We start from the raw sequence: 25,608 nt of genomic DNA, 5'->3' as shown, positions 1-25,608 counted from the left end.
TACGCTGGGACCCGCGGCCACCAGCCGATCAGGGTTAGTCCACACAACCGACCATGATCAACTGGTGGCCGCACCTGTCTACGGGCAGCCCACCAGCGACATCACGAAGTCCGGCTGGAGTACTAGGCGCTTCCGATCGTGCGGAGTACGTGTACCGGGGACGACGAGGTGAGCCTGCGTATCGCACGACCTCATCTGCTGTGGACTGTCGCGCTTGCCTGAAAGAAGTTGCTCAGGTGAGCACGACCTGGTTGCCGGCGCTTCCCGCTGACAGCTCCTCGCCTGTGTCTTACGGGATTTGGTGGTCCTGGCTTGGAGATCGGCCACTGTGGCACTACCAGCACAGTCCCGCTGCGTTCAAAGCCCGATGTGCCCAGCTGGCCGCGCCCGACGACGCGCGAGCGTTGATCTCACGGCCGTCGACGGTCACGACAACCGTCAGCGTTAAGGGCGATGTGTTGTCGCACAGCGGAGACCTTTTCGAGCCCGGGGACGAGAAAGAAGAAATCGCGGCGCGGGTTCTCCGTGTCATGGCAGGCGTTTCAGCGCTTGCGGAGGGGATTTAGCATGCGCGGAACCGTTGTGGGGTCTGGTCATGTCCGGATTATGACCTACAACTCGATGAACTATGGCGAGGATCCTGAGCGGGCTGAGCTGGTCCATGAGGTGATCGGTCAGGCGCGGGCGGAGGCGTCTGCGGCTGGCGATGCGCTGGTGGTCGCGGTGCAGGAGCTGATCGCCGAAGATCCGGCGGCCGGTGTCCGGTCGGCGCGGTGGTTTCGTCGCTGGTGGCCACGGTCTGGTTCGCGTAGTAAGGCGGGACGTGCGGGGTGGCGGCTGCAGACGTTGGCCGAGGCGACTGGCTTGCGGTGTGAGTACGAGCGGAACCGGCCGGCAGTAGCGGTCGGTAGTCAGCGTTATCATCCGGGTCTGTTGTGGTCGGATGAACTGAGCCCGTCAGGCCGGTTCGCTGTGGTGTCCGGCCGGGCGCTCTGGCACGCGTACGTGCAGCTCGACCTTGATGTCGGTGCGGCGGAACCGGTGGCGCACGCGTCCTATCACGCGCGGCCGCACGGGCTGAATCAGCGCGCTGACGAGGCCGAGGTCGTCCTGAAGCGGGTGTTCCGGCCACCGCACCAGCGACCGACGCTGGTCGGTGGTGATTGGAATGGTGTGTCCGCGGACCAGGCTGGGGCTAACGTGCGCGTCCCGGACGGCTGGATTATCGCCCCGGACTACGACCGGGATCCGTATCACTTCCGGCACGGTGAACCGGGTCGGTCGGTGGACTGGCATCGCGAGTTCGCCTTCCAGTGCAGGACCTGGACGAACCGCGACGGGAGCCGCGGCTGGGAAGCGGACCGGTCCGCAGGGCAGATACTGCGCGACGGCGGCCTGATCGACGCGGCCGCGATCCTCAAAGCTCCGTGGGCGGCGACGGTCGGACATTGGGACGGCGACGACGTGTGCGGGCCGCGCCGGCTGGACATCGTCCGGACTACCCCCGATGTGGTGCCCGCGCTGGTGTCGTGTGAGGTCATCGACAGTGACCTGACGCGGCGGGCGTCGGATCACCTGCCGTTCGTCGTGAAGTACGCGCCGGCGGCGATCGCCGCGGGGTCTGGTGGGGCGGCCGATGGATAGCGGCATCGTCGACGCAGGTCGTCTGGGGCTGCGCATTCCCGTCCAGCCACGAGAAGGCGGCACGGCCTCATCGCGCGATTCGCGGTCAGAACGCGACGGTGTACAGGTGCGGATGCCGTGGCAGCGCACCAGCCTGAGTGCCCGGTCCGCGCTGTGGTCGACGATCGGCGAACAGATCTTCCAGGTGCACGGCGATGACCCACCGGCCCCTGAGTGGTCCAGGCCGCGGCATGGAAGCGGGACCTTCGTGCCGTGGATACCCCGCTATGAGCGGTCACCGGATCGACTGTGGGCGGTTCTGGAGTGGCGGGCGCATGCGATTCCCGTGGCCGATGTCGCGACTCTCGTCGATGTCCCGGAGGCAAAAGTGTGGTCGTGGCTGCGTGGCTTGGCGCGTGCGACAAGGAATGAGCGGATCAGGCTCGCGGCGGTGCTGCAAGCAGAGGGTGGAGAGACCGTATGACGGACACGGCTTTGCGGCTGCGGGCCGCGACAGCGAATCTGAAGCGCGCGGGGTACAACCGCACCACACGGGTTCACGAACACGACAAGCTCGCGGCGATGCTTGCGCCTCTCGAACAGGCGCCGCATGCCCTGTACTTGTCTGAATGCACCCACTACACCGGCACTTCCTACGATCCGGATCCGCTCGAGGAGGTCCTGCGGCTGCTCGGCTCACTGTGGACGAACCCCGGTCCAGATGGCCGGAAGTTCGGCGAAGTCCCCTACCGCGGCTGGATTTCCGAGGTGCCGGGATCGGTGAACGTCCCCGGATTGTTCGTCGATCCCCGTACCGTCCAGCCGCGCACCTGGTATCCGCTAGCCGGCAGGCGGACCCAGCTGGCAAACATCCTCACCGCCACCATCAACGGACACCGGTTCCGGCTGAAGTGCGTGCACTGGAACGGATCCCGAGGCGAGACTGGCCTGACTGAGCAGGCGAATCAGGACGGTCAGGTCGCGTCGGAGAACGCGCTCTACGCCGGTGACTTCAACACGACCAGCTCGGCTAAGGGCGAGACGGTGTATGAGGACTGGGGTGCGCGCTGTGACCGGGTGGGCCGTCCGTGGATGCGCAGCCAGAAGGGCACGCGCCGCCCGGACGGCACCTGGGCCACGCTCACCGGGGCGATGGACGGGTTCCTGGAGCATGGGTGGTGGGACGCTGGCCAGGTCGCCGGGGACTTCACACCGACCACGACCGAGCCGGATACCGCGCTGCGGATCGATCGCATCGTGCTCTCGCAGCGGTCACCGGCCCGGTTCGACCCCGACACGTACGCGGTCCACCAACATCCGCTCTTAGGTAAGGATGCGACGAAGAATGACCACCTGATGGTCAGCGCGGACGTCATCGTCGAGGCGGCGGCATGACCGGGCCCGCCCGCGCCGCGGCCCGGTCGAGCGTGGTGCTGCTGATCGCGGCAGTCGTGGCCGGATGCGGCCCAGCCCCGGTGAGCCCGCCGCTGCCGTCGCCGACGGCACCCCGGACGCTCGGGCTGACGACCCGGGTGCCGCCGTATGCGGGAGCACCCGCCGTGCGTGACCCGCTACCAAGCACGGTGCTGGCCGGCCATCCGTGCGCGCTCGCCCTCACCCCGACACAGGTCGAGCAGGTCCTGGGGGGCAAGGCTGTCGGCAAGCCTGACCGGAACGAATCGGCCGGGCCAGCCTGCCTGTGGGAGATCCCGGCGACGGCGCGGACGGTCATGGTGGTCTTCGCGACGAGCCACCGGCAGGGCCTGAGCGAGGTCTATCCCTCCCATAGCCCGGACGAGGGCTGGGTGTGGCGGGAGCTGACGGTGGGTGGGTTCCCGGCGGTGGCTATGACGGGGGATTCGCCGTGGTATTGCACGGTCACGGTCGGTCTGGCCGACGACGCTGCGGTGAGGGTCTCGCTGGTCGGCCGTGTCGGCGACACCCACGACGTGTGCACGGCGACCGGGCAGGCCGCCGAGCTGGTCGTCGCCACGCTGAAAAAGGGAGCCGGCCGATGACGGCGACGATGTCACCAGGCAGCTTGGGGCGCGACCGGACGGGGCGGCGGCCGTCGGTGATGGCCGACCACCCCGGGTGGCGGCTCGACGGTGAGGGGCGCTGGCGGCGACTGCTGCGTGGGGGATCGGGGGCGGTGTGGCTGGCCGTCGCCACGCCGCGCCCCGACGGCGGCCACGACATCGGCCTTCACCTCGTTGACGGACAGCCTGACAGCGAACCCGAAGTCGAAGTCGACGTCATCGACCCCGCCACACTCGCGAACCAGGAATCCGCGCTGAGTCAGGAGCTCCTCGCAGCCGGTCCGGTGGCGCGGATCCGCGCCGGTGACCTGTGGGAGGCACTCCTCGGCGCGCTCTTCCGATGCACCATGCCGCTCGAGCACGCGCGCACCGTCTACCGGGACGCCTCCACGGCGCTCGGGCAGGGCCACGACAGCCCGATGGGTCGGGAGTGGCTGTTTCCCGGACCTACCACGGTTCTCGAGCTCTCGGCGGACGTGTTCGACGTGCATGGTCTGGGCGCGGTCCGCGATCGGCTGCGGACCGCGGCGTGGATCACGCGTGCTCTGGAGCCCGAGTGGCGGACTGCGCCGTGGGACGGGCTGCGCACCGTCCTGGCGCCGGTGCCGCGGATCGGGTCACTGATCGCCGACGCGGCGGTCGCCGACCTGTCCGGAGATTTCCGTTTTCTCGCGCCCAGCGATTTCCTGGTCAGGCGGTGCGTCCATGCCCTGGATCCTGCGACGTCGTGGCCGGACGACGCCGCGGACTTCGGCGTCAGGTGGCAGGAGATGACCGGCGTCCAACGCTCGGCCTGGAACGTACTCGTTCTCGCCAAGGAGACCGCCACGGTGATCTCGTGTCCTGACACGTGTCCATGCGGACGCACAGGGGGTTGGACAGCTCCATGCTGATACCGGATTTGGGACGTGAAGGAAGACGACATACCACTGTGGACAGTCACCACGGGGGCCGTATCCCGGCGTTGGATCGTTGCGTCGCAGAGGAGGCGGCGGTGACGATCCGCTGCTACAGCGGCCCGAACCTGCCGGAAATGCTCATGACGCCGACAGTCGCCCGCCTGATGTGGGAATGGCGTGCCGTCTATCAACCGGCACTCGCCGCCGTGGGCGCGGAATTGTCACCCCGTCGTCGCGCTGTCCTGAGCCCGGCTGCGCCGCCACGCGTGGTGTTCGTGGTGGGCGAGGAGACGCTGACGAGGTTCGAGGCGGGCAACCCTGATCCGGACACCGCGGCGGAGCAGTTGAGAAGTCTTCGTGATGACGCGGGTGAGCGACATGTCAGCGTCCTGGTGCATCCGTTGGCCGCGCCCGCGCTGCCGTGGGCGGCTTGCCGGTTCACGGTCACCACCGGAGCGGACGGGCGGCATACGGCCTTTGTCGAGACGCCGGGACCGAGCGGGCTTCTGATCGTCCGGGATCCGGAGCACGTCGAGGTCTACCTGGCGATATTCGCCGCGCTGCGTGGCGACAGTTTGAGCGAGGACGCCAGTCTCGTTCGGATCGCCGACACGCTCCCGCCGCACCACCAGGCGGCCGCCGCACCCGGAGATGGGTCAGATGCGCCGACGACCATCGCCCGACCGTGATGCGATCGCCTCCGCGCCCACCTGGACCCATTGCGGTTGCGGGACGCTAGGCGCGATAGGCGTGCCGGCCGGATGAACTGCTGGTAGGGGCGGGACGTCCGGTCGCGCGGTGGGCCAGGTCACGCAGGAGTCGGCAGCCGTGCTGTCGGCGCCAGCTTCGGCGGGGGCAGCCTGTGCAGTGGCCGTGCGGGTCGACCGTGTGCCCGTCGAGCACAACACGTACGACATCGGTCAGGGTCTGGATGGCGTCCCTGGCTTCTTGTTCTGAAAACGCGGGGCCTTGTCGCCGTGCGAGGGTGTCGTAGTCGCCGAGACGGGCCCGAAGATCATCGGCGAAGGCGGCTGCGAGCACGTGATTCACGGGTTCTCACCTGGCCAACTGGACGGCGCGGGTGGCCGAGGCGACGGTCGCGGGAGGCGACTGTGCAGGTAGGCCGGGACGAAATCGGCGCGGCGGAGCCCGGCGTTGTCGATCTGGTGCAGCGCGGTGTCGGTCGGCTGGCAGGGCCAGTCGCGGTACTGCCAGCAGATTGCGCAGTGAAAAGGGTCGTCCTTGGTCGGCAGATGCCGTGTCACGGTGTTGATCGGGTCGTCGGACTGGCCGACGCGGCACGATCGGGACACCCACACCGCGACCTCAGCCGATGGTCCCTGCGTGACGGGTGTGTCGGCGTTGTCGTTCATGGTCAGGCCTTCCCGTGCGGGCCGGGATGCTGGTAGCGGGGCAGGCACCGGCGGCCGAGCAGCACGTCGTCGATCAGGTCGTCGTAGGCGCGGGCGAGCTCGGCGACCGCCGAAACGCGTCGCGGGCACGCGGGGCAGCCGCAGGCAGCGCGGCCAGCTCGTGCCAGTGCTGCCATCTCTGTGCCAGCCGGGCGAGCAGAGCGCCGACAGTCTCGGTGTGCAGGGACCCTCTGCGGGGACTGGGGAAGCAGATGGCAACATGCTCGTCGATGAGGGCTACCTGACCCGCGATGGCCTGGTCCCGCTGTTCCTGCGCCCGCGCCGCCGCCGCGGTGATCGTGTCGTCCGCGCCGCCGATGGAACGCACGGCGTCGGCTCGGGCGAGGTGAAGCACGGCGAGCATGTGCGCCGTGTCCAGCACCGGCTCCGAGTCCTCAGGCACGAACTCGAAGGCGAGCAGGATCGCGCGGCCCGCGGGGACAGGACGACGCCCGGTCATTGTGTGGGGCCCCGTCGTCACGGCGGTCATGACTGGCTCTCCCGTGCCGCGTCTTCGCGGCACAGGCGGGTGAGCATGGTCCGCTCATCCGCGGTGAGATGCCACTCGTCCAGGGCGTCCGATCCGGGGACCTCGTCGTCGGCGCGCACGGCATCCGGGAAGTAGGCGCTCGCGGCATGCCGTGCCGCGTCCCACCGGACCGACCACGCCGCGACACGGCCTCGCCAGCCGAGCAGGTACTCGAACGGAAGGCGGCGCAGCGCGTCGTCGACGGCGTGGTGCACCTGGACGGCGGGGATATCCAGGTCCCTCAGCGGCAGCGGACGGAAACTCTCCGCCAGGACACAGCAGATCAACAGCACTTTGGCGCGCCGCACGCGAGCGGCGATCTCTGCGTTCCCGGCGGGATGTCCTGCGGTGTCGTGGTCCGGGCTTGGTGTGTCGGTGTCGCGGGCGAGGTCGGGTGTCAGGGCCTGAGTCATGGGAGACAGCTCCTTAACGGATGTGCGGGTGGGGCGGTGCTCCGCGCCGGATGGGGAAGACGCGATCGGAGGCGGCCGCCTGCGCTGGCCGGGGCGTCGGGGCGCCGCCCGCGCGGCACAGCGTCACGTCGCGTCGATCCGGCGCGGAGCACCTGGCTGATACGGAGTGGTTCCGACGAGTCTCCCGTTGACACCCGGTTCACCCTCTCCGCACGGCTGCTTGGTTTACCCTCCCCTAAAGACTCCAAGTGAAAGCGCTCTAGCTGCGAGTTTATGGGGGCATAAACTGAGATTAGGCGTGCATGTACGCTGGCGTCAAGAGGGGCTAAACTCTCTCGGGTGAGCGAAGACTTCGACTACGAGGCCCGGGTCGCGGAGATCGTCGGCCGCTTCCAGGCGGCCGGCGCCGACGCGATGGCCGCGGCCAAGGACCTGGACGATCCGCTCTGGAGGACACGCCTGACCCAGGAACTCTTCGGCGTGTGCCAAGCAGTCGGTACGAAGTCCACCCGCCTGCGTCGACGAAGCATGGCCGAAGCGGTCGACGCGCACGGCAACGACGCGGTCGCCAAAGCGCTTCGCCTTACCCCTGGCCGGGTGTCGCAACTGGCCAACGATCCCGCCAAACACCGGGTGTTCTTCGGATCCGACACCGTCCGAGTGGGGTATCCGCTCCGGCAGTTAAGCACCGACCGGGAACGCCCCATGATCGCCGCCGAGGACGCCGCCACCACCAACACCCTCGCGACGCTGCTCGAGGGACTGGATCTCGAGGTCGACCGGATCACGATCCAACCCGGCCACAGCGCCCTGCCCGACGCCGACACGATCGTGGTGTGCGGGCCGAAATCCGCTCCCATCGCCGCACGCCTGCTCGAACGCGACCCCGCGCTGGCCATGGTCGAAGACAGCGGCCGATGGTGGATCGAGGAGACCACCAGCAGTACCCGCCGTGGCTCACCCGCAGACCAACCAGAGCCACGCAAGGCCGACATCGCCTACCTCGCCAGGCAGACCGTCAACGATCACGTCGTCGTCCACATCGCCGGGATCCACAGCATCGGCTCCCTCGGCGCCGCCCACTACCTCGCAGCCAACCTGACCACGCTGTTCTCCACGACCGGCACCGCACCGTTCTCCGCGATCATCGGCTGCACCCACGACGGCACGAACATCCTCACCAGCGAACTCGTCGCCGGCCCCTTCCTCTGGTGACCCGTGTGGACATCACCACCAGTCAGCTGCCCCCGATACACGCCAGCGACGACAAGATCATCACCATCGGCAATGGCGTGATCATGCTGGACGGGGCCTCGGCGTTCGTGCCCGTGCCCGTTCCGCCCAGCGTCTACGCCGACGCGCTCGGCGCAGGCCTCCGCCGCCATCTGGACGCCGACCCCGCGGCGGACCTGACCGCGGTTCTCGCCGACACGATCCACGATGCCGCCGCCCACCTCGACCTCCGGCCCGGCCACTCGCCCTCTAGCACGGTCACGATCCTGCGGGCCCACGACGGCTGGACCGAGATCCTCATGCTCGGCGACAACCTCGCCGTCCTGCCTGGCCTGGCCATCACTGACCCGAGACTGAGCAGACTCGACCTCCAACCCAGCCGCTGCTACCGCCGCCGCCTCGCACAGGGAACCGGGTTCGACGACACGCACCGCACCCTTCTGCGCAAGCTCCAGACACAGCAAGCCGCCCGGCGCAACCGCCCCGGCGGCTACTGGATCGCCGAAGCGGACCCCGCCGCCGCGCAACACGCCATCGTCCACCGGTTCCGTACCGACGACGTTCCCTGGGCAGTCCTGGCCACCGACGGAGCCTACAACCCCATGCGGCACCTCGGAATCATCGACTGGGCCGCCATCAGCGCCGTCACCGCCGCCGAACTGGACGCGATACTGAACCACTGCCACACATGGGAAAGCGAGCACGACCCCGACGCCCGGCACCTCCCACGCGCCAAACGTCACGACGACAAAGCCCTGGCCGTCGCCCGCTTCGCGTAGCTGCCGAGGCGGCCGGGCATCATCTCCGGCAACGCCCGAGCGCGTCGACAAACACGAAGACCTGCACGCAGAACTCGACGTCATACGAGTGCACCGCCCTGGGATGATGGTTCCTGTGCAGGGCTGGCTCGCACAGTTTGGGTGTCCATCCGACGGGTGGCACTGCGGCGGTTGGCTTCGGCTCCTGAGCGGGCTCTCCAGTGCCATGCAGGACGGCGCTGAACTTCCCGGTCGATAGTTCCATGGTCACAACACCGTGATGATCACGATGATGAACGCAATCATGACCACTCCGAGAATCAGCAGCGTCTTCGAGAGAGGCCATCGCGGCTCGATGGGGGCGCCTGGAACCCTGATATCAGGCCGGGGTGCGTCGTTCCCGCGGGGGCAATCCGGTCAGGCGTGACTCTGATTGTTGGCGCCGTCGTCAGACCCGACAGGAGCTTGCGGCGAAGTACGCGAAGAATGACACCACCGAAACCGCCAGTACATCAGGCGTCGCCGCTAGCCTGAGCGCCGCGATAGGAGGTGCACACGGGATATCCGGCCTGCGAAAAGCACAAGTAGCCTTTGGCCATGAGCCAATCATGCACAAGCCAATCTTGCCCTACCCAGCTTGTGCAACCACGGCAGCCCGCTGCACGAGCGCGCAGACGTGGCGTGCGCGATTGTCGTGTAGTGCAGCCGAACTGGCTCGTGTCGCAGTTGGCGGCTATGCCCAGGTCAGTACTCCGTCGTCACGGATCGTCGCCTGTCCTGGCTGCGGTCGGGTGTGTGGTGCGGTGGTGTATTGCTCGAGACGGTCGGCGGTGTCGGTAAGCATCGCGCTGATGCCGGTCCGGGTGGTGCGGTGAGCGCCGGTTTGGGCCATCCAGTCCATCACGCAGTCGTGGTCGGTGCCGGGGCGCAGGTCGATGGAGAGGACGGCGCCGTCGACGGCGCGGCAGACGGGGAGCAGGGCGGTGCAGAACCCGAGGACAGGATCGCCGGCGGCGCGCTGGTGGTGTCCGTCGGGGTGGCAGCAGTCGTGGTCGGGGTAGGCGCTGAGGCTGGCCCATTCCTCCCGTACGCGTGTCACCGGCAGGGGCATGTACACGCCGGGGACGGTGAAGGCGGTGCGGTAGTCGGCGTCGTCGTCGACGCCGTCCATCAGCCGCCACCACGCCAGCAGATCCACCGGGAACGGCCGCCCCACCGCGTTCTGCACGGCGCGGACGTCGTCGGCGGGTGCCGGGGGCCGAAGCGTGGCCGTGGTGGCCGGCGTATGGATGCGCAGCCAGGTCGTGATCCGCTCCCACGCCGAGTCGACGCTGCCGTTCACCGCCACAGGTTCCTTCCCATCCGTTCGACCAGGAGTGGGCCGTCCGTCCCGGAGGGCCCAGCTCATCGCTGCCGGTTGCTGTTAGGGGTTGATCGGGATGAAGAACCGTTCCTGATCGTGCGGGTCAAGTTCTGGGTCTTTGCGCAGATCCAGGATGCGGTCGTTCTCGTGCCAGCCGAGCAGCCGCCGGCCGGCCTCTTGGTTCTGCTCCCGGTTGACCCACCGTACCGTGTAGTCCAGCGCGTACTGGGGGCCTTCGAACTCGTGGCGTGCGGAGCCCTCATAGCTGGAGGCGTAGGCGTACTCGTCACAGTCGAACGGTCCGCCGGTCGGTGGCCGCGGTGGCATCTGCACGGTGGCGCAGAAGTTCGTCGACACGGTGCGGTTGCGCGCAGCGCGCGTTCTCGATGCCTCGCTACGGCCGCTGGCCAGCCGGTGCAGCGTGTCCCCGGGAGCCGCGGAGCCGCGGACCCGACGAGCAGCCGTTTGCCCTGTTTCGGCGGTACGGTCGCATCGGGATTGGCGCGGGCCTCCTCGACGTGCACGGCGTGCCCGGCCACGGCCGGGTCGGTCTTGGAGTAGGACATGCCCGGCACGGCGCGGTCGAAGATGCTGCCCTGCTTGTCGCGCAGGTAGAACGCGCTGTCGAACCGTAGCCCGCCCTCGGGGCTGACCGATTTCAGGTCGATGTCGCGTTTCGGGGTGAACTCGTACTCGAACTTGAACACACCCTGAGTTAGCTGCTCACCGAACTCCGCGCCCGGCTGGAACCCATCGGAGAGCAGGTCGAAGTAGGAGTTCGGGTCGACGCGCCATTCCGGGATGGTCGCCTTGCGGGTAGAGAACTTCCCTGGTAGCACGCGCGATCGTTGGGGATCCCGAAGTCGACCCGGTACTCGCCCGCGCATTTGATGGTCGCCTGCATCGTGGCGTTGGGCTGGGCGAACGCACCCTGGGTGTAGAGAATGGTGGTGACCAGCCGGAAGTCGGCGAAACGCTGCGTGGCGTTGTCCGGGTGCGGCCCGATCTTGCCGTAGCCGACCACGACGCTCGTCGCGCCGATGACCTGGCAACCCCGGATTCCGCACTTGAGGTCCACCGCCCAGACCAGGTCGATCTGACAGTAGGAGAACCGGTTCTTGATCCACCCCGCGTCCTGGCCCGCGGTATCGGCCTGGTCCAAGCAGTCCGCGTGGGCCATGTACTGATACGGATCCTCCGGTTTACGGCCGCCAGGAAACCGGGAGCTGTCCACCACGTACGGCGGATCGGCCGCCGTGACCCGAGGCTTCCGCTCCGGTGGCGCCTGACCCGCCGCGGCACTCGGCTCGATGCCGAGCGCGTCCAGATTTCCGTCACGCTCCAGCGTCTTCCGTACGATGCCCGGATTCCGCACCAGCGCCGGATCGCGGATGACGTACATTTCCGATCGGTATGTCACCGCCTCGTCCGCCTGGGCGGGAACCGAATCCAACACCAGTGCAACGACGGATGCTAACAGTAAAAAGGCATGTTTGAGACGTATCACAATCGTTGATCCTCCCCTGGAATCACCGTTCGGCAGTCATGTAGGAGCTGCCGGTCTAAAGACTGTCGAACCGTCCATGTGTTCGACGATCACCAATCGAGTGACAACGGTTTCAAGAATTTCTTAGACTGCAGTGTTCGGATTCGGCACACTGTGAACCGTGCTGCGGAACAAGGCGAATGGTCGCCGGTACGAAATTCGGTGACATAACGCGTTTGGCGTCGGAAGCGACAGAATGAGCGGCGTGTTCAGGTCTCGCGATTTACTGTGCAACACCCCGAGATTGTAGTGAACTTCTCATTCTGACGTCGTGCAGGAGACGAATTCCGCTGGATTTGACAGACTGAGGAACGTCGATGTGCGACGCGGATTTGTTGCGCACCCTGCGAGCGATTGCCCAGATATTCGTGGCCCAGGCCGCTTCCGCTCACGCTATCGATCCGTCAGCGAGTTCGATGGTCCGACCCGTCTGTGGGCATCGCGATCGTCCGCGGATGTTCAAGCTCTGTACCCGTAGAGACAGGAAGCGGCCGTTCGGTCCTGGCCCTTCGACCACGTACAGCGTTGGCAGTGAGGGCGCCCCGCCAGTAGGGCAACGCGCGGCCTGCAGACACCGAGGTTCCAGCGACGCCGGACAACTTGACCTCGTGGCGACAGGCACACTCCCGGACCACGCTGGGCCTCCCGCTGACGGGCGGGATAGCTCCTATCGAGTGTTGCCTTGCGCGGGCCAGTCGACCGCGGGCTCGAGTCCTTCGGCGCCGAGCTGGCACGGTGCGCTTCCACGCCCAGAACTCGGGGACGAACTCTGGTAAGAGCAGCGGCAACTGCCGCACCAACCGAGTTACCATCTACCTGTGCTTCACCAACCAGTAGGCATTGGCATCCCTTCGGTGAAGCCCGCTGGGCTTTGCACGCCGACGATCGCATGCTCATGCAATTGAGTAATTGACGTGACGCCGCTGTAGGCGCATGCGCTGCGGACTCCGGCGGTGATCTGATCCAGCAAATCTTCAACACCGGGGCGCTGAGGGTCGAGGTAGAGCCTGCTGTGACTGAGTCCCTCGTCGAAGACCGCGTTGAGGGCTTGACGAAATTCTGTGAGATGCCGGAAACGAGTGTGCACCGCGCGTTGAGAGGCGAGACCGTAGCCGTCCTTGTACGGCCGCCCCTGTTCATCGTGCTGAAGCTCAGGAGCACTCTCCACTGTGCGAACGAACCACGACCCGATGATCACCGCGCTGGCACCGGCGGTCAATGCGAGTGCCACATCTCGCGGGTATCGGATGCCGCCGTCGGACCACACCGCTGCTCCGCGTTCGCGGGCCGCGCTGGCGCATTCGAGCACCGCGGAGAACTGCGGACGGCCAACTCCAGTGGCCATCCGAGTAGTACACATCGCCCCCGCGCCGTGACCGATCCTGACCACGTCCGCGCCAGCGTCCACTATCGCACGGGTCGACGCCGCGGTGACCACGACTCCGGCGACCAGAGGCGTATCACCGATTGCGGCACGAATGCCACGGACAGTGGCTCTCGCCTGCTCTTGGGCGGCATGCGGGGTGTGAACGACGATTACATCCACGCCACAGTCGACCAGAGCCTCGGCGCGCTTCCCGGCTCCCTCACCGATGCCAACCGCTGCACCAATCATCAAGCGACCGTCTGCGTCGAGCGCCGGCCGATATAGCTCGGCGCGGACAGCACTGGACCGGCTTGTCACACCAACCAACTGGTCACCGTCAAATACCACTGCTGCGTCCACACCCTCAGTAACCAGCCGAGCGAACACATCTTCCGGCGCCGCATCGGCCGCAACCTTCACTGGAGTAGCGGCGGCGACTTCGCCGAGTCGAACGAAGTCCTCGACAGTGGCGAGTTCTCTCTTGGAAAGGAGTCCATAGTCCCTACCGTTGTCGATGACGACGAGCCCATCGGGCAGATGCGCTAACGCGCTGCGCGCCTGACCAACCGTGGCATCAGCCGTCAAAGCCGCAGGGGTATCGTGGTACGGACTTGCCTCTTTGACTTGCCGCACCCCCTCGGCAACATCATTCGCTGGCAAGTCGCTGGGGAACAGCCCGAGACCGCCACGACGGGCCAGTGCGGTGGCAAGCTGGGGTGTACAGACAGCGGGCATGTCTGCAGCGATTATCGGCAACGGCAGGCCTACTGGGTCCGGAGCGGTGAGATCCACCTGCTTCCTGGAGCCACCCAGATAATCTTGCGGCAACAGGAACACGTCAGCGAATGTCAGTTCGTACGGTGGACGCCGATCGATGAACCGCATTACCCAGTGCTCCCTCTGGACGATGAGTCGATCAGAGTCCGATATAACAACCCGGAACAGATTATCGCAATACGTCGATAATGGTGAGCGTACCGAGGCCTGTGACCGAAGTGGCACCCTTGTCGGAAAGGCAGTCGGCGAGGCCGGGGTTGGCCATCGTCGTCTCGCCGACGACGGTGGCCCCAGCGAACAGGCCAGCAGTAATCGAGCCGGTGAAAGCAACGATCGTCTGCGAGCCAGGCCTGGTGACTATGCCGCTGGTCCGCAGAGTGCTTCGCTGTCCACCATCCCAGGTGATCTGGAAGGAACCGCTAGTCGTCAGATCACCAAGCAGGCAGCTGGCGGACACGTCTTGGAGCCTCATGTGCGTCGAACCACTGGACACGCCGGCGGTTGATTCACAGGCGTAAGTGTTGTCGATCGTCACGTCCACCCGACGAGGAGTCAGCTGTATGCCAGGATCGTACGACTGATGATGGCTACTGGTGCAAATAGTCATGCCTTCGTGCACTGGCGCAGCCGTCGCAGGGAGCACGCCGGTACCCAATAGGCAAACTGCGGTAGATGCGACCAATTTGATCAAAACACGGTTTGACCGGGGCATTGCCCACTCCCGATTCAGTTTCGCTGAAGATGCCGTGCTCCTTAGTATAGCGGCCAGCCGCAGTACCACACTGCGCAAGACTATTAATTCACCCTTTCGGTGTTGCTTCAAGATCCGTTTCCCGAACGATGCAGCGAGATGAAACTCAGAAGATGGACACCCCGCCCGCGACAGTGACAATCACCCACACGCTCCCGCCCGTTGTCACTCGGCGTTGTGAGACCCGGTGCTCCAGGAGCTCTGCATGCGGACACTTGCTGCCAGCTATTGTGCCAGCTCTGAGTCCCATGCCCGTCTCACTAGCCAGAGGCGGCGAGCAGGACCGTGCGATCAGATAGCGACCATGGCGCGTTCGAGAATGCCAGTCATCGTCGGGAGCACACTCATGGTGTTCATACAAACTAGGCGTTGTTAGCAGCCTTGACCGATGTTCGCCCACACGGCGGCAGCCAGATTGCTCTCGGTGATCTTCCCACGGTAAGGTGCCTTTCTGGGACTGGGTGTACCTGCCCCAATGAACCAGTTACCGCGCGGGGTTAGTTAACACGCGACCCGCCCGTCTTCCGTGTCGAAGGCCTCGTGATTGAGAGGCAGGGCTCCGGTCGCCAGTCGACGCAACAGGTCCTGGACCTGCGCGGGCCGTTTCCAGACGAAGATGCTTTCCGGCCGATCGACACTGCAGAGCGCGTCGACGAGCTTCTCCATAGCCGGGCGGTCTGCAGCGTCTTTCAGCAGAAGGGTTGTCAGGTCGTCGCGTAGCGCGCATCGAGCGCAGATCCCCAGACGGTAGAACTCGCCTTCACTTTCGCAGACGCGGCAATGGAAGTCCTCTGAGATGCCAGCACAGGCAACACAAACAGGTTGATCGTCATTGTCAACTCGGCCGGGTAGCAGTCGGTCAACTCCGCAACCGGGACAGGTTCCGAAGGTGCGCATGGCTTCGTAGAAGCAAGGACCACAGATCCGCCCCTCAGGCCAGTTCGCTCGGTGCTTGCCCGCCTCGCGCGGGCATCGAGCACAGGTGAACCGCCCTGTTGTTCGTGGCCGGTGTCAGCGGCCAGTGAATACTGGCTCTGGCTCAAAGTCCGTGATGTGGCTTCAGTTTCCGAGGAGGACGTGGCGTCGGAGGAGGTCGAAGCCGGCGCGGCCGAACACGACGATTCGCCCGATGCTGCCGGGTCCAGTGCCCTCCTTGGCCGTGGCGCGACCGGTTGCCGCTGTGGAGCTGGCGGCGGCGCTGACCTCGGCTCCTGCTGAGCGCCTGTTCCGGATCGCGGCGAGTGAAGTCCGAGAGGCCCTCGCCGCGGCCAGTGTTGACGCACTCGCCGACGCGGTTGCGGCACTCGGATCGATCGGCTCACGAGCGGGTGGCACGGTCGTCAGCGGTTTACCGATATTCCGACCCGTGTCACGCCCGCGCCGGGTGGGAATGGGTTACGCCGGCCGAAGCCGACGGCAGAGGCAGAGCTCGGCATCTCCACGTGGCTTCGCTGAAGTGCTGCCAGGTGGCATCAGGCCGCGTCGTCGTGTGTGCCGTGGTTCTTCGGCCAGCTGAGCCGGTACTCACGATCGAACCAGGCGCGGAACCGCGCAAGCCGACGGTCGACGCCGGTCTCGTCGACGGTCTCCACGCCATCTGCAGCTGGACTGTTGATGTGATGCCGGCGGTCGGACTGAAGTCGCCGAGGCAGAGCAACATCAGCCGCTGCTTCCAGTTCGCTGAGCCGGGCTCGGACGAACGCTACGGCCAGATCCTGGTCCTCCACGAGCAACTCCTTCAAACGATCCTCATCGACAGCGGACAGTGCGACAGCCACGAGCTCAACGAGCGTGAGCCGATCCCGCCGGCACAGCCAGCTGATCAGGCCGACCACAGCCCGCTCCCGGCCGTCCACGCTCTCGGCCTCGGTGAACCGCGCGGACAGCCGCACCACGTCATGTAAACGTCGCTCGAACGCCATAGCTCAGACGATCGCGGTTGCGCACCGGCACCGGAAGACACCCGATCAGGCTCATCATCGTGGCCGAGGCTAGTCAGACACGCGTGTGTGTCACGCGGTAAGAACAGCGACGAACGGGGGAAGCTGGAACGATCTCGATTGGCCGCTCGCTCTCGATGCGACGCGCGCGCGATCCTGAGCGGCCAGCTCGTGCCGTACCCGCAGAACCGATACGGCGGACGCCCCTGGTGGTGGGTCCCGGCCGATGAACGTGACCACGCTGAGCGGATCGGCACCGACATGGACACAGCCATCGACCGGCGGCACCGTGATACACCAAATCCCGACCGACTACGGCAAAGGACGCCCGACCGTGATGCCCGGCCGCGGCCGACCCGAACTGACTGCAGCGTTAGGGACAAACACGGTGAAGGTGAAGGCGCATCTCGCGCGCGAGCTTATAACCGCGTGAGGTCCATTATCGAGCTGGCGTTCTTGCTCGTGGTCGTGCACGACGAGGCTGACCGGGAGTCCGGAGGCGTGCATGTCGCGGGCCGGGTGCGGTGGCGTTGCGGGCGTCTCGGGGGCGTCACTGGCCGTGGTACTGGGTGGATGGATGGCTGGGCGACGTCATTGGTGTCGACGTCGCCCAGCTGGGTTACCCACCCAGCCCCGAGGAAGTCTCGGGGTGCGTCGATCATGGCATTCGACACCGACAAGTTGCGGTAGTCGGCGAGGGAATGCCAGGCCTCGTCGAGGTGTCGCGTGCTTGGTGCGCAGGTTTCGCGGCGATCACCGAGGCCGGGGGATCAGACGCCTGAGTCCGCGCGGTTCTGGGCCCAGGTCGGGCTCTCGGTTCGCCGCGGCAGCGTCCCTTCCGCGTCGGACCGACGCGAAATCACCGGAGACGGCTGGGCACCGGCCACGGCGCTTCGGCCGACGCAATGCCGTGGCTTCGCCGGTTAAGGGGGTTCTCAGAACAGCAGGTGGGAGCATCCCACCTGGTCGTGGGCGCAGGGGAGGTACTCGGCGGGATAGGCGGCACGGATCCGGTCCCAGAACGGCCGGGCTCCCGGCTTTCCCGGGGTGATGGCCCAGCGGTGGCCAGCCAGGTGGCGGCAGAGCCGGCCGACGACGCGGGTGCCGATCCCGCGCCGCCGGTCGCGGTCGAGGCGGATCTCGCCGAGCAGGACCACCTTGCAGGTGTGGCAGATCTGGTAGTCGACGCGGCCGATCTCGACGCCGTTGCGGTAGATCCGATGGGTGCAATAGGAAACGCGGGCATCGTTGTGGCGGCTCGCGGGTGCGAGCCAGACGTCGTGGCCGAGGTCGATTCCGTGTTCGGCCGGTGCCGCGGACTGCCGCGCATGGTCCACGGTGGCAGCGTCCGCCGGCCGGACATCGCTGTCCATCAGGGAAACCGGTCCGGGTGAGAACCCCTCGTTCAGGCCGCTGTCCGGCTCCAGGACCACGCGGTGTGGAGCGCGGTGATCAGGGCCCCGTCGTCAGCGAAGGTGAGTGCCTCGCCGCCGGGCAGCCAGACCTCGCCGACGAGGCGATCGCCGTAGTGATGGAGCAGGGCGATGCCGGGGTAGGAGAGCGGTTCCGAGCGGCCGTCGACGTCATCGACCGTCACCGTCCTGCTCGTCCAGCGCAACTGGACAACTCGATCAGGCACAGGCCACACCTCCGTGGTTCGCCGTTCCAGTTATGTCGCATCCCGGTATGCGCATGTAACAGGCTTCGCCCGAGTCCCTGAACGAAAACCGGTGGCCTCACCCGGACCGGTTACGAAATCAGGTGTGTTTAGGCCGTCCGGGTTAACGTGGCCAGACGAGCGAAAAGGGTGCCCGAACGCACGTGGGTGTCGGGGCTCGCTGGGAGGTCGGCATGTGTCCTCGAGGGACGGCATCGTGATGGCCGTGCTCCAGCCGCCGGTGCAGGTGCCGCTGGCCCAAACGATGTGGGACGTCCCTTTCTCCTGGCCCGGCCGAGAGTGGCTCTATCAGGCCAAATTCGATGGGTGGTATCACTGAACTTGTCAAGCTGAGGGCTGACCGATCGGAAACGGCGGGTCCCTGCCGATGCCGCAGGCCGATCCGCACCCGACGTCGTCGACCGCTGGCCAAATCGAGCGGGCCGCGTTCTCGGTGGTGGCGCGGCGACAGGGCAGCACGGTGTGCGGGTTTCGAGCTCGATATGAGCTCTCACCTCGATCTCGCCGACCCGGCGGTGGCGGCGGTGCCCGTACTCGCACTGGGCCCGAAGCGGGGGAGCAACACAGTTGGCGGCGGCAAGGTGCGGGTGGGGAGGCAGCCTGACGGCCATACCCCGAGCTCCGCAGCAACGGGCTCCCAGGTCCGGAAGGAGGTCAGAGCCTGCAAGGAGGGAGCGGGTGTCTGCCGGCTTGAGCACCGCTGTGATGAAGTGTTTCGTACGGGGCTCGGACGGTATGACGTCTGGGCCCCGCGCGGGGGCCTCCGGGTCATGATCCACATCCTCACTCACGCGAGGAGCCTTCATCAAACCAGGGGCTATTCACTATTCGGTTGTTTGACAGGCCCTGTCAGGGTGTCAGGCCGAGGTCGTGGAATAACTGGTATCGGGTGGGGTCGTCGGGCAGGAACCAATGAAATCCCTGGAGTGCGCAGGAAGCCAGCAGGTTCGCCAGTACGACGACGGCGAGCACGCTCAGTGTGATGGTGGACAAGAGCCTGCTCCGGCTCGCACCGGGCTCGAACTCGGTGATCAGCAGCAGGTTGGCGGCGGAGGTGAGTGCGGCGAGGAGGAAGGTGATCAGGGCCCAGGTGTAGAGGCTGAGCCCGAGTACCTTCCCGCCGTAGCCGGGGTCGCCGGGGAGAATGTGCAGGAGGATCTGACGGGCGGAGACCGCGGCACCCGCGAGCGCGGCGATGATGCTCATGCCGTAGCCGGTGGCGAAGTCGCGGGTGCTGACCGGTCCGCTGCGTGAGCGGGCGATGAAGTACGCGGGGCCGAGCGCGGTGAGCATCATGAACATGCGCTGGATCAGGCAAAGCGGACACGGGTATTCGGATTCGCCGAACTGGACGATGAATCCCCCGAGTAGGACGCCGCACATGCCGAGTACGTAGACATGCGCGAACCACAGGCCGATTTTCTGCGCCACGGTGGGGGAGGCGACGCCGGTGGCGGTCGAGGTCATAGTGGTCTCCGGATCAGAAGTTCAGTGTGAGAGCGGAGGTGACGTGGTGCCCGAAGACCGAGAGCGCTATTCCCGTGGTGATCCCCCACAGGGCAATTATCCGCAGCCTGGGTTGTTGCTTGATAGTGGCGAATACCGTGACGGTGATGAGCGCGAAAACGATTGTCTCCAACGCATGTCTCCATTCGTGCCCGGCTCGCCATGCTGACCGGGGAGTAAGCTTACTCGATATCATCGAACATGCCAGTCGGGCGATCCGGTGAGCGTTACCGCAAATGGGTTAGCTCCTTTTTCTCGCCTAATCGGGTGACGAGGCCCGTAACCTGCGAAGACACCTGATGGGCGTGGTGGGATTCGTGGCCTACCGGTGGCGCGGCTGCGGGTGGTCTGTTCTACTCGGACGGCGGGCAGGAGCGGGTTTGGTCAGCTGAATGTGTGGTCGGCCGAGGCGAGAGCAACGACGAGGAGGGGCAATGGCGGCGGGCAGCGGAACGGGGGCGGCCGGTGAGGCGCTGCTGCGGGCGGGCCATTTTCTTCGTCGGTCCGAAATTTCCGACGACTTGCGTGCGGAGTTTCGGGAGGGGGGCCGGGAAGGCGACGTATTTTATCGTGATCGGTGGAGTCACGACAAGATTGTCCGGTCCACTCATGGGGTGAATTGTACCGGCTCGTGCCGGTGGAAGGTTTATGTCAAGGACGGGATCATCACCTGGGAGACCCAGGAGACGGATTACCCGTCGGTCGGCCCGGATCGGCCGGAATACGAGCCCCGTGGTTGCCCGCGTGGTGCCGCGTTCTCCTGGTACACCTATTCCCCGACGCGGGTCCGGTACCCGTATGCGCGAGGTGTGCTGGTCGAGATGTATCGCGAAGCGCGTCGGCGGCTGGGTGATCCCGTGGTCGCGTGGGCGGCCGTGGTGGACGATCCGGCGCGGCGGCAGCGTTATCAGCGTGCCAGGGGCAAGGGTGGGCTGGTCCGGGTCTCCTGGGATGAGGCGGTGGAGATGATCGCCGCGGCGCATGTGCACACGATCCGGAAGCACGGTCCAGACCGGATCGCGGGGTTCTCGCCGATTCCGGCGATGTCGATGGTGTCGCACGCTGTCGGCTCACGGTTCATGGCGTTGATCGGCGCGCCGATGCTGTCCTTCTACGACTGGTATGCGGATCTCCCGGTGGCCTCGCCGCAGGTGTTCGGGGATCAGACCGACGTTCCGGAGTCGGCGGATTGGTGGGACGCCGGGTACCTGATGCTGTGGGGTTCCAACGTTCCGGTCACCCGGACACCGGACGCGCATTGGATGGTCGAGGCCCGGTATCGGGGGCAGAAGGTCGTGGTGGTCTCCCCGGACTACGCGGACGCGACGAAGTTCGCCGACCAGTGGCTGGCGCCGCATCCGGGAACCGACGGCGCGCTGGCGATAGCCATGGGGCATGTGCTGCTCAAGGAGTTCTTCGTCGATCGGCAGGTGTCGTACTTCCTTGACTACACAAGGAAGTTCACCGACCTACCGTTTCTCGTGGCGCTGGCGGACCGCGCCGATGGATACGTCCCGGGAAAGTTCCTGACTGACGCCGATCTCGGCTCTGACGACGAGGGCGCGGCGTGGAAGACCGTGCTGTGGGACAAGACGAGCGACGGACCGGTGGTACCGGGCGGTTCACTAGGTTTCCGGTGGACAGAGTCCGGGGCGGGCCGATGGAACCTGGAACTGGGTGACGTCGTGCCGCGACTGTCGTTGCTGGACGACGGGGTGGCGGAGCGGGTTGAGGTACTGCTGCCCCGGTTCGACGCCCCGGACGGCTCCGGTTCGATCCTGCGCCGCGGGGTTCCGGCGCGGCGGGTCGCCGGGCGCCTGGTGACGACGGTGTTCGACCTACTGCTCGCGCAGTACGGAGTCGGGAGGGATGGCTTGCCGGGCGAGTGGCCCAGCGGCTACGGCGACGCCGCGCAGCCCGGAACGCCGGCGTGGCAAGAAGAAATCACGTCGGTCCCGGCGGCGACTGTGGTCAAGATCGCCAGAGAGTTCGCGCGCAACGCGGAACGCACCCGGGGACGATCGATGATCCTCATGGGCGCGGGCACAAACCACTGGTTCCATTCGGACACGATCTACCGGGCCTTTCTCGCGCTGGTGACGCTGACCGGCTGCCAGGGCCGCAACGGCGGAGGCTGGGCACACTACGTCGGCCAGGAGAAGTGCCGCCCGCTGACGGGGTGGACGACGCTGGCTGGCGGGTTGGACTGGTCGCGGCCACCACGGCAGATGATCGGGACGGCCTATTGGTACATGCACACCGACCAGTGGCGTTACGACTCCTATGGCGCCGACGCGCTGGCCTCCCCGCTGGGCAACGGTGCCTTCACCGGAAAATCCACTGTGGACTGCCTTGCGTTGTCGGCACGGCTGGGCTGGATGCCGTCGTATCCGACCTTCGACCGTAATCCCCTCGACGTCGCCGACGATGCGGCCGCGGCAGGACGGGAACCAGCGGAGTACGTCACGGACGCGCTCAAGGACGGCAGCCTGGGATTCGCCGGCGAAGACCCCGACGCACCCGGGAACTGGCCGCGGGTGCTGACGGTGTGGCGGGCGAACCTGCTTGGTTCGTCGGCCAAGGGAAACGAATACTTCCTTCGGCACCTGCTCGGGACGGATGCCAACCTGCGTGCCGCGGAAGCGCAACCGGAGGTACGGCCAGTCGACGTGCGCTGGCGCGAGAAGGCGCCTGAGGGAAAACTGGATTTGTTGCTGGCACTGGACTTCCGGATGACCAGCACCACGCTGTTCGCCGACATCACGCTGCCCGCGGCGACCTGGTACGAGAAGCACGATCTATCCAGTACAGACATGCATCCGTTCGTGCATGCCTTCACCCCGGCGATCCCGCCGCCCTGGCAGGCACGCACCGACTTCGACGCCTTCCACGCCATCGCCGGGAAATTCAGCGAACTCGCCGCGGAACATCTAGGGGTCCGCCAGGATGTGGTGGCCGTGCCGCTGCTGCATGACACGCCGGGAGAGACGGCGCAGCCCGGCGGCGTAGTGCGGGACTGGCGTGCGGGGGAGTGCGATCCGGTGCCCGGCCTCACCATGCCCGGCTTGGCGGTGGTCGAGCGGGACTATCCCGCAGTCGCCGCGAAACTCGGGACACTCGGCCCGCTCGTCGATTCACTCGGCGTGACCAGCAAGGGCGTCACCTATGCCGTGGCTCGCGAGGTCGCCGAGCTGGCGGCCCGCAACGGGCGTGCCCGCGAGGGCGCCGGGGCCGGGCGGCCGCTGCTGGACACCGACGTCAAGGCCGCCGAGGCGATCCTCGCCCTGTCCGGGACCACGAATGGACGTCTCGCGTTGCAGGGCTTCGAGACGCTGCAACGGCGCACGGGTGTCGAACTCGCGGATCTGGCCAGGGAGAACGAAGGACACCGGATCAGCTTCGCCGACACCCAGGCCCGGCCGAGTCCGGTGGTGACCAGTCCGGAATGGTCGGGCAGCGAGACCGGCGGGCGCCGTTATTCCGCGTTCACCACGAATGTCGAGCACGCCAAGCCGTGGCACACCCTCACCGGCCGCCAGCACTTCTATCTCGACCACGACTGGATCGCCGAGCTGGGGGAGGCGCTGCCGGTCTACCGGCCGCCGTTGGACATGCACCGCCTGTTCGGCGAACCTCGGATCGGCCCGCACGGCGCCGAAGTGGTCGTCCGCTATCTCACCCCGCATTCCAAGTGGTCGATCCATTCGGAGTACCAGGACAACCTGCTCATGCTGACCCTGTCACGGGGCGGGCAGACGATCTGGATGTCCACGGTGGACGCCGAGTCGATCGGTGTCGCCGACAACGACTGGGTGGAGGCGGTCAACCGCAACGGGGTCGTCGTGGCGCGGGCGATCGTGTCACACCGGATGCCGACTGGCACCGTCTACATGCACCACGCGCAGGACCGGGTGATCGACGTGCCCAAGACCGAGACCACCGGGCGCCGCGGCGGTATACACAACTCGCTGACCCGGCTGCTGGTGAAACCTTCGCACCTGATCGGCGGCTATGGCCAGCTTTCGTTCGCGTTCAACTACCTCGGCCCCACCGGCAATCAGCGCGACGAGATAACGGTGATCCGCAGGCGTTCGCAGGAGGTGACGTACTGATGCGCGTGATGGCCCAGGTGGCTATGGTGATGGCGCTGGACAAGTGCATCGGCTGCCACACCTGTTCGGTGACCTGCAAACAGGCGTGGACCAACCGATCCGGCGTCGAGTACGCCTGGTTCAACAACGTGGAAACCCGCCCGGGGCAAGGATATCCGCGTCGTTACGAGGATCAGGAGCGGTGGCGGGGCGGCTGGAGGCTCGACCGTCGCGGCAAACTGCGGCTGCGCGCGGGCGGGCGTCTGCGCAAACTGCTGCAGATCTTCTCCAACCCGGTGCTCCCGCACATCGACGACTACTACGAACCCTGGACCTATGACTACGCGAACCTCACCGACGCGCCGCTCGGCGACGACACTCCGGTCGCCCGGCCGACCTCGTTGCTGACCGGCGCGCCGACGAAGATCACCTGGAGCGCGAACTGGGACGACAATCTCGGCGGGGCGCCGGAGCACGGGCACGGCGACCCGGTGGTGGCGAAGATGTCCGAGAAGGTCAAGTTCTCCTACGAGCAGTCGTTCATGTTCTATCTGCCGCGGATCTGCGAGCACTGCCTCAACCCGTCGTGTGTGGCGTCCTGCCCGTCCGGCGCGATGTACAAACGGGCCGAGGACGGCATCGTGCTGGTCGACCAGGACCAGTGCCGCGGCTGGCGGATGTGCGTGACGGGCTGCCCGTACAAGAAGGTGTACTTCAACCACCGCACCGGCAAGGCCGAGAAGTGCACGTTCTGTTATCCACGCATCGAGGTCGGCCAGCCGACGGTCTGCTCGGAGACTTGCGTCGGCCGCCTGCGCTACCTCGGCGTCATGCTCTACGACGCCGACAAGGTCACCGCAGCGGCCAGTGTCGAGAACGACAAGGATCTCTACGCCGCACAGCTGGACGTCTTCCTGGACCCGCACGACCCCGAGGTCGCCGCGCACGCCGAGCGTGCCGGAATCCCGCACGACTGGGTCGACGCCGCGCGCCGCTCCCCGGTGTACGCGCTGATCAAGCGATTCCGGGTCGCGCTGCCCCTGCATCCGGAGTACCGGACCATGCCGATGGTCTGGTATGTGCCGCCGCTGTCTCCGGTGGTGGACTCGCTGACCGAGACCGGGTTCGACGGCGAGGACCCGGACAACCTGTTCGCCGCGATCGACACCCTGCGCATTCCGGTGGAATATCTGGCCGAACTGTTCACTGCCGGCGACAAGTCCACTGTGGACACTGTGCTGCGCAGGCTGGCGGCCATGCGGGCCTACCAGCGCACCGTGCATTTCGACGACGCTCCCGACAAGCGGATCCCGGCGAGTGTCGGGATGACGGCCATCGACCTGGACGACCTGTATCGGCTGATGGCACTGGCCAAGTACGACGAACGGTATGTCGTTCCGGCGGCGCACGCCGAGCAGGCTCAGCGGCTGGACGAGCTCGCCTGCAGCCTCGACTACGAGGGTGGCCCCGGCATGGGCGGCTCCGGCCCGTTCGGTGAGGCCTCCGGCCCACAGCCGCCGGTCGCGGTGGAGAACTTCCACCTCATAGCCGACCGCGCCGCCAGCGACGCCGTCGCCGACACCGCCGGCCTGCGCGGCCGCGTCAACCTGCTCAACTGGGATGGCAGGGGAAGGCCGGACGGGCTGTTCCCGCCCCGCCGCACCGGACAGGGGAAGGAGTGACG

25 protein-coding genes are annotated in these 25,608 nt (G+C 66.5%); 11 read left to right on the top strand and 14 right to left on the bottom strand.

Annotated features, from left to right (window positions below):
- The first annotated feature begins 567 nt into the window (after positions 1-567).
- The 6 genes from ACLARN_RS40860 to ACLARN_RS40835 are packed head-to-tail and all read left to right on the top strand — an operon-like array spanning position 568 to position 5,250.
- Entirely contained in the window at positions 568-1,644 is a 1,077-nt protein-coding gene (locus ACLARN_RS40860) for a hypothetical protein (protein WP_409496846.1), read from the top strand.
- A complete protein-coding gene (locus tag ACLARN_RS40855; RefSeq protein ID WP_409496845.1) occupies positions 1,637-2,107 on the top strand; it encodes a hypothetical protein in 471 nt (156 codons plus the stop codon). Before ACLARN_RS40860 ends, ACLARN_RS40855 begins: the two co-directional genes overlap by 8 nt.
- Positions 2,104-3,018: a hypothetical protein gene (locus ACLARN_RS40850; RefSeq protein ID WP_409496844.1), complete on the top strand. Its 915-nt coding sequence runs from the start codon at positions 2,104-2,106 to the stop codon at positions 3,016-3,018. The genes ACLARN_RS40855 and ACLARN_RS40850 overlap by 4 nt, the downstream gene beginning before the upstream one ends.
- On the top strand, positions 3,015-3,641 hold the full coding sequence (locus ACLARN_RS40845) for a DUF3558 domain-containing protein (protein ID WP_409496843.1): 627 nt from the start codon (positions 3,015-3,017) through the stop codon (positions 3,639-3,641). The genes ACLARN_RS40850 and ACLARN_RS40845 overlap by 4 nt, the downstream gene beginning before the upstream one ends.
- Entirely contained in the window at positions 3,638-4,555 is a 918-nt protein-coding gene (locus ACLARN_RS40840; protein WP_409496842.1) for a hypothetical protein, read from the top strand. The genes ACLARN_RS40845 and ACLARN_RS40840 overlap by 4 nt, the downstream gene beginning before the upstream one ends.
- Positions 4,519-5,250 (top strand): Scr1 family TA system antitoxin-like transcriptional regulator, encoded by a 732-nt coding sequence (locus ACLARN_RS40835; protein ID WP_409496841.1) that lies wholly within the window; start codon positions 4,519-4,521, stop codon positions 5,248-5,250. Before ACLARN_RS40840 ends, ACLARN_RS40835 begins: the two co-directional genes overlap by 37 nt.
- 357 nt (positions 5,251-5,607) lie before the next feature.
- On the opposite strand, the gene ACLARN_RS40830 is transcribed toward ACLARN_RS40835, so the two are convergent.
- The 3 genes from ACLARN_RS40830 to ACLARN_RS40820 form a co-directional block, all read right to left on the bottom strand.
- Complete coding sequence (locus ACLARN_RS40830; protein WP_409496840.1) at positions 5,608-5,934, bottom strand: hypothetical protein; 327 nt, start codon at positions 5,932-5,934, stop codon at positions 5,608-5,610.
- Positions 5,935-6,007: 73 nt separating this feature from the next.
- Positions 6,008-6,463, bottom strand: a complete 456-nt coding sequence (locus ACLARN_RS40825) for a hypothetical protein (protein WP_409496839.1) — start codon at positions 6,461-6,463, stop codon at positions 6,008-6,010.
- Complete coding sequence (locus ACLARN_RS40820; protein ID WP_409496838.1) at positions 6,460-6,915, bottom strand: hypothetical protein; 456 nt, start codon at positions 6,913-6,915, stop codon at positions 6,460-6,462. Before ACLARN_RS40820 ends, ACLARN_RS40825 begins: the two co-directional genes overlap by 4 nt.
- A 339-nt stretch (positions 6,916-7,254) precedes the next feature.
- Here ACLARN_RS40820 and ACLARN_RS40815 point away from each other — a divergent pair, with 339 nt between their 5' ends.
- Positions 7,255-8,130, top strand: coding sequence for a hypothetical protein (locus ACLARN_RS40815; protein WP_409496837.1), 876 nt, complete (start codon positions 7,255-7,257; stop codon positions 8,128-8,130).
- Positions 8,127-8,927: a hypothetical protein gene (locus ACLARN_RS40810; RefSeq protein WP_409496836.1), complete on the top strand. Its 801-nt coding sequence runs from the start codon at positions 8,127-8,129 to the stop codon at positions 8,925-8,927. Before ACLARN_RS40815 ends, ACLARN_RS40810 begins: the two co-directional genes overlap by 4 nt.
- A 712-nt stretch (positions 8,928-9,639) precedes the next feature.
- On the opposite strand, the gene ACLARN_RS40805 is transcribed toward ACLARN_RS40810, so the two are convergent.
- From ACLARN_RS40805 to ACLARN_RS40775, 7 genes are all read right to left on the bottom strand, one after another.
- On the bottom strand, positions 9,640-10,248 hold the full coding sequence (locus ACLARN_RS40805) for an SMI1/KNR4 family protein (protein ID WP_409496835.1): 609 nt from the start codon (positions 10,246-10,248) through the stop codon (positions 9,640-9,642).
- An 81-nt stretch (positions 10,249-10,329) separates the two neighbouring features.
- Positions 10,330-10,626, bottom strand: coding sequence for a hypothetical protein (locus ACLARN_RS40800; protein ID WP_409496834.1), 297 nt, complete (start codon positions 10,624-10,626; stop codon positions 10,330-10,332).
- 358 nt (positions 10,627-10,984) lie between these two features.
- Positions 10,985-11,671: a hypothetical protein gene (locus tag ACLARN_RS40795; protein WP_409496833.1), complete on the bottom strand. Its 687-nt coding sequence runs from the start codon at positions 11,669-11,671 to the stop codon at positions 10,985-10,987.
- A 967-nt stretch (positions 11,672-12,638) separates the two neighbouring features.
- Entirely contained in the window at positions 12,639-14,066 is a 1,428-nt protein-coding gene (locus tag ACLARN_RS40790) for a GuaB1 family IMP dehydrogenase-related protein (protein ID WP_409496832.1), read from the bottom strand.
- Positions 14,067-14,127: 61 nt separating this feature from the next.
- The gene (locus tag ACLARN_RS40785) at positions 14,128-14,499 is read right to left on the bottom strand and encodes a hypothetical protein (RefSeq protein ID WP_409496831.1); all 372 of its coding nucleotides are present in this window, start codon (positions 14,497-14,499) and stop codon (positions 14,128-14,130) included.
- A 711-nt stretch (positions 14,500-15,210) separates the two neighbouring features.
- Positions 15,211-15,375 carry a hypothetical protein gene (locus ACLARN_RS40780; RefSeq protein WP_409496830.1) on the bottom strand — a complete coding sequence of 55 codons (165 nt, stop codon included), beginning with the start codon at positions 15,373-15,375 and terminating at the stop codon, positions 15,211-15,213.
- A gap of 806 nt (positions 15,376-16,181) precedes the next feature.
- Complete coding sequence (locus tag ACLARN_RS40775) at positions 16,182-16,631, bottom strand: hypothetical protein (RefSeq protein WP_409496829.1); 450 nt, start codon at positions 16,629-16,631, stop codon at positions 16,182-16,184.
- Positions 16,632-16,875: 244 nt separating this feature from the next.
- Between ACLARN_RS40775 and ACLARN_RS40770 the strand changes: the two genes are divergently transcribed.
- On the top strand, positions 16,876-17,082 hold the full coding sequence (locus tag ACLARN_RS40770) for a hypothetical protein (protein ID WP_409496828.1): 207 nt from the start codon (positions 16,876-16,878) through the stop codon (positions 17,080-17,082).
- Between the two features lie 502 nt (positions 17,083-17,584).
- Here ACLARN_RS40770 and ACLARN_RS40765 read toward each other — a convergent pair.
- The 4 genes from ACLARN_RS40765 to ACLARN_RS40750 form a co-directional block, all read right to left on the bottom strand.
- Entirely contained in the window at positions 17,585-18,022 is a 438-nt protein-coding gene (locus ACLARN_RS40765) for a hypothetical protein (RefSeq protein WP_409496827.1), read from the bottom strand.
- Between the two features lie 32 nt (positions 18,023-18,054).
- Positions 18,055-18,288, bottom strand: a complete 234-nt coding sequence (locus tag ACLARN_RS40760; protein WP_409496826.1) for a hypothetical protein — start codon at positions 18,286-18,288, stop codon at positions 18,055-18,057.
- An 888-nt stretch (positions 18,289-19,176) separates the two neighbouring features.
- Positions 19,177-19,794, bottom strand: a complete 618-nt coding sequence (locus tag ACLARN_RS40755; protein ID WP_409496825.1) for a disulfide bond formation protein B — start codon at positions 19,792-19,794, stop codon at positions 19,177-19,179.
- A gap of 13 nt (positions 19,795-19,807) precedes the next feature.
- Positions 19,808-20,029, bottom strand: coding sequence for a DUF5993 family protein (locus ACLARN_RS40750; protein ID WP_409496824.1), 222 nt, complete (start codon positions 20,027-20,029; stop codon positions 19,808-19,810).
- A gap of 238 nt (positions 20,030-20,267) precedes the next feature.
- Here ACLARN_RS40750 and ACLARN_RS40745 point away from each other — a divergent pair, with 238 nt between their 5' ends.
- Together ACLARN_RS40745 and narH are read left to right on the top strand one after the other, a co-directional pair.
- Complete coding sequence (locus tag ACLARN_RS40745; RefSeq protein WP_409496823.1) at positions 20,268-23,945, top strand: nitrate reductase subunit alpha; 3,678 nt, start codon at positions 20,268-20,270, stop codon at positions 23,943-23,945.
- Positions 23,945-25,606 (top strand): nitrate reductase subunit beta, encoded by a 1,662-nt coding sequence (gene narH / locus ACLARN_RS40740; RefSeq protein WP_409496822.1) that lies wholly within the window; start codon positions 23,945-23,947, stop codon positions 25,604-25,606. The genes ACLARN_RS40745 and narH overlap by 1 nt, the downstream gene beginning before the upstream one ends.
- Positions 25,607-25,608 lie beyond the last annotated feature (2 nt).

The sequence above is a fragment of the Amycolatopsis sp. cmx-11-12 genome, from assembly GCF_046269425.1.
GTDB lineage: Bacteria > Actinomycetota > Actinomycetes > Mycobacteriales > Pseudonocardiaceae > Amycolatopsis.
The sequence above is the reverse complement of the archived record's forward strand: the minus strand, read 5'-3'. Positions and strand labels throughout refer to the sequence as shown.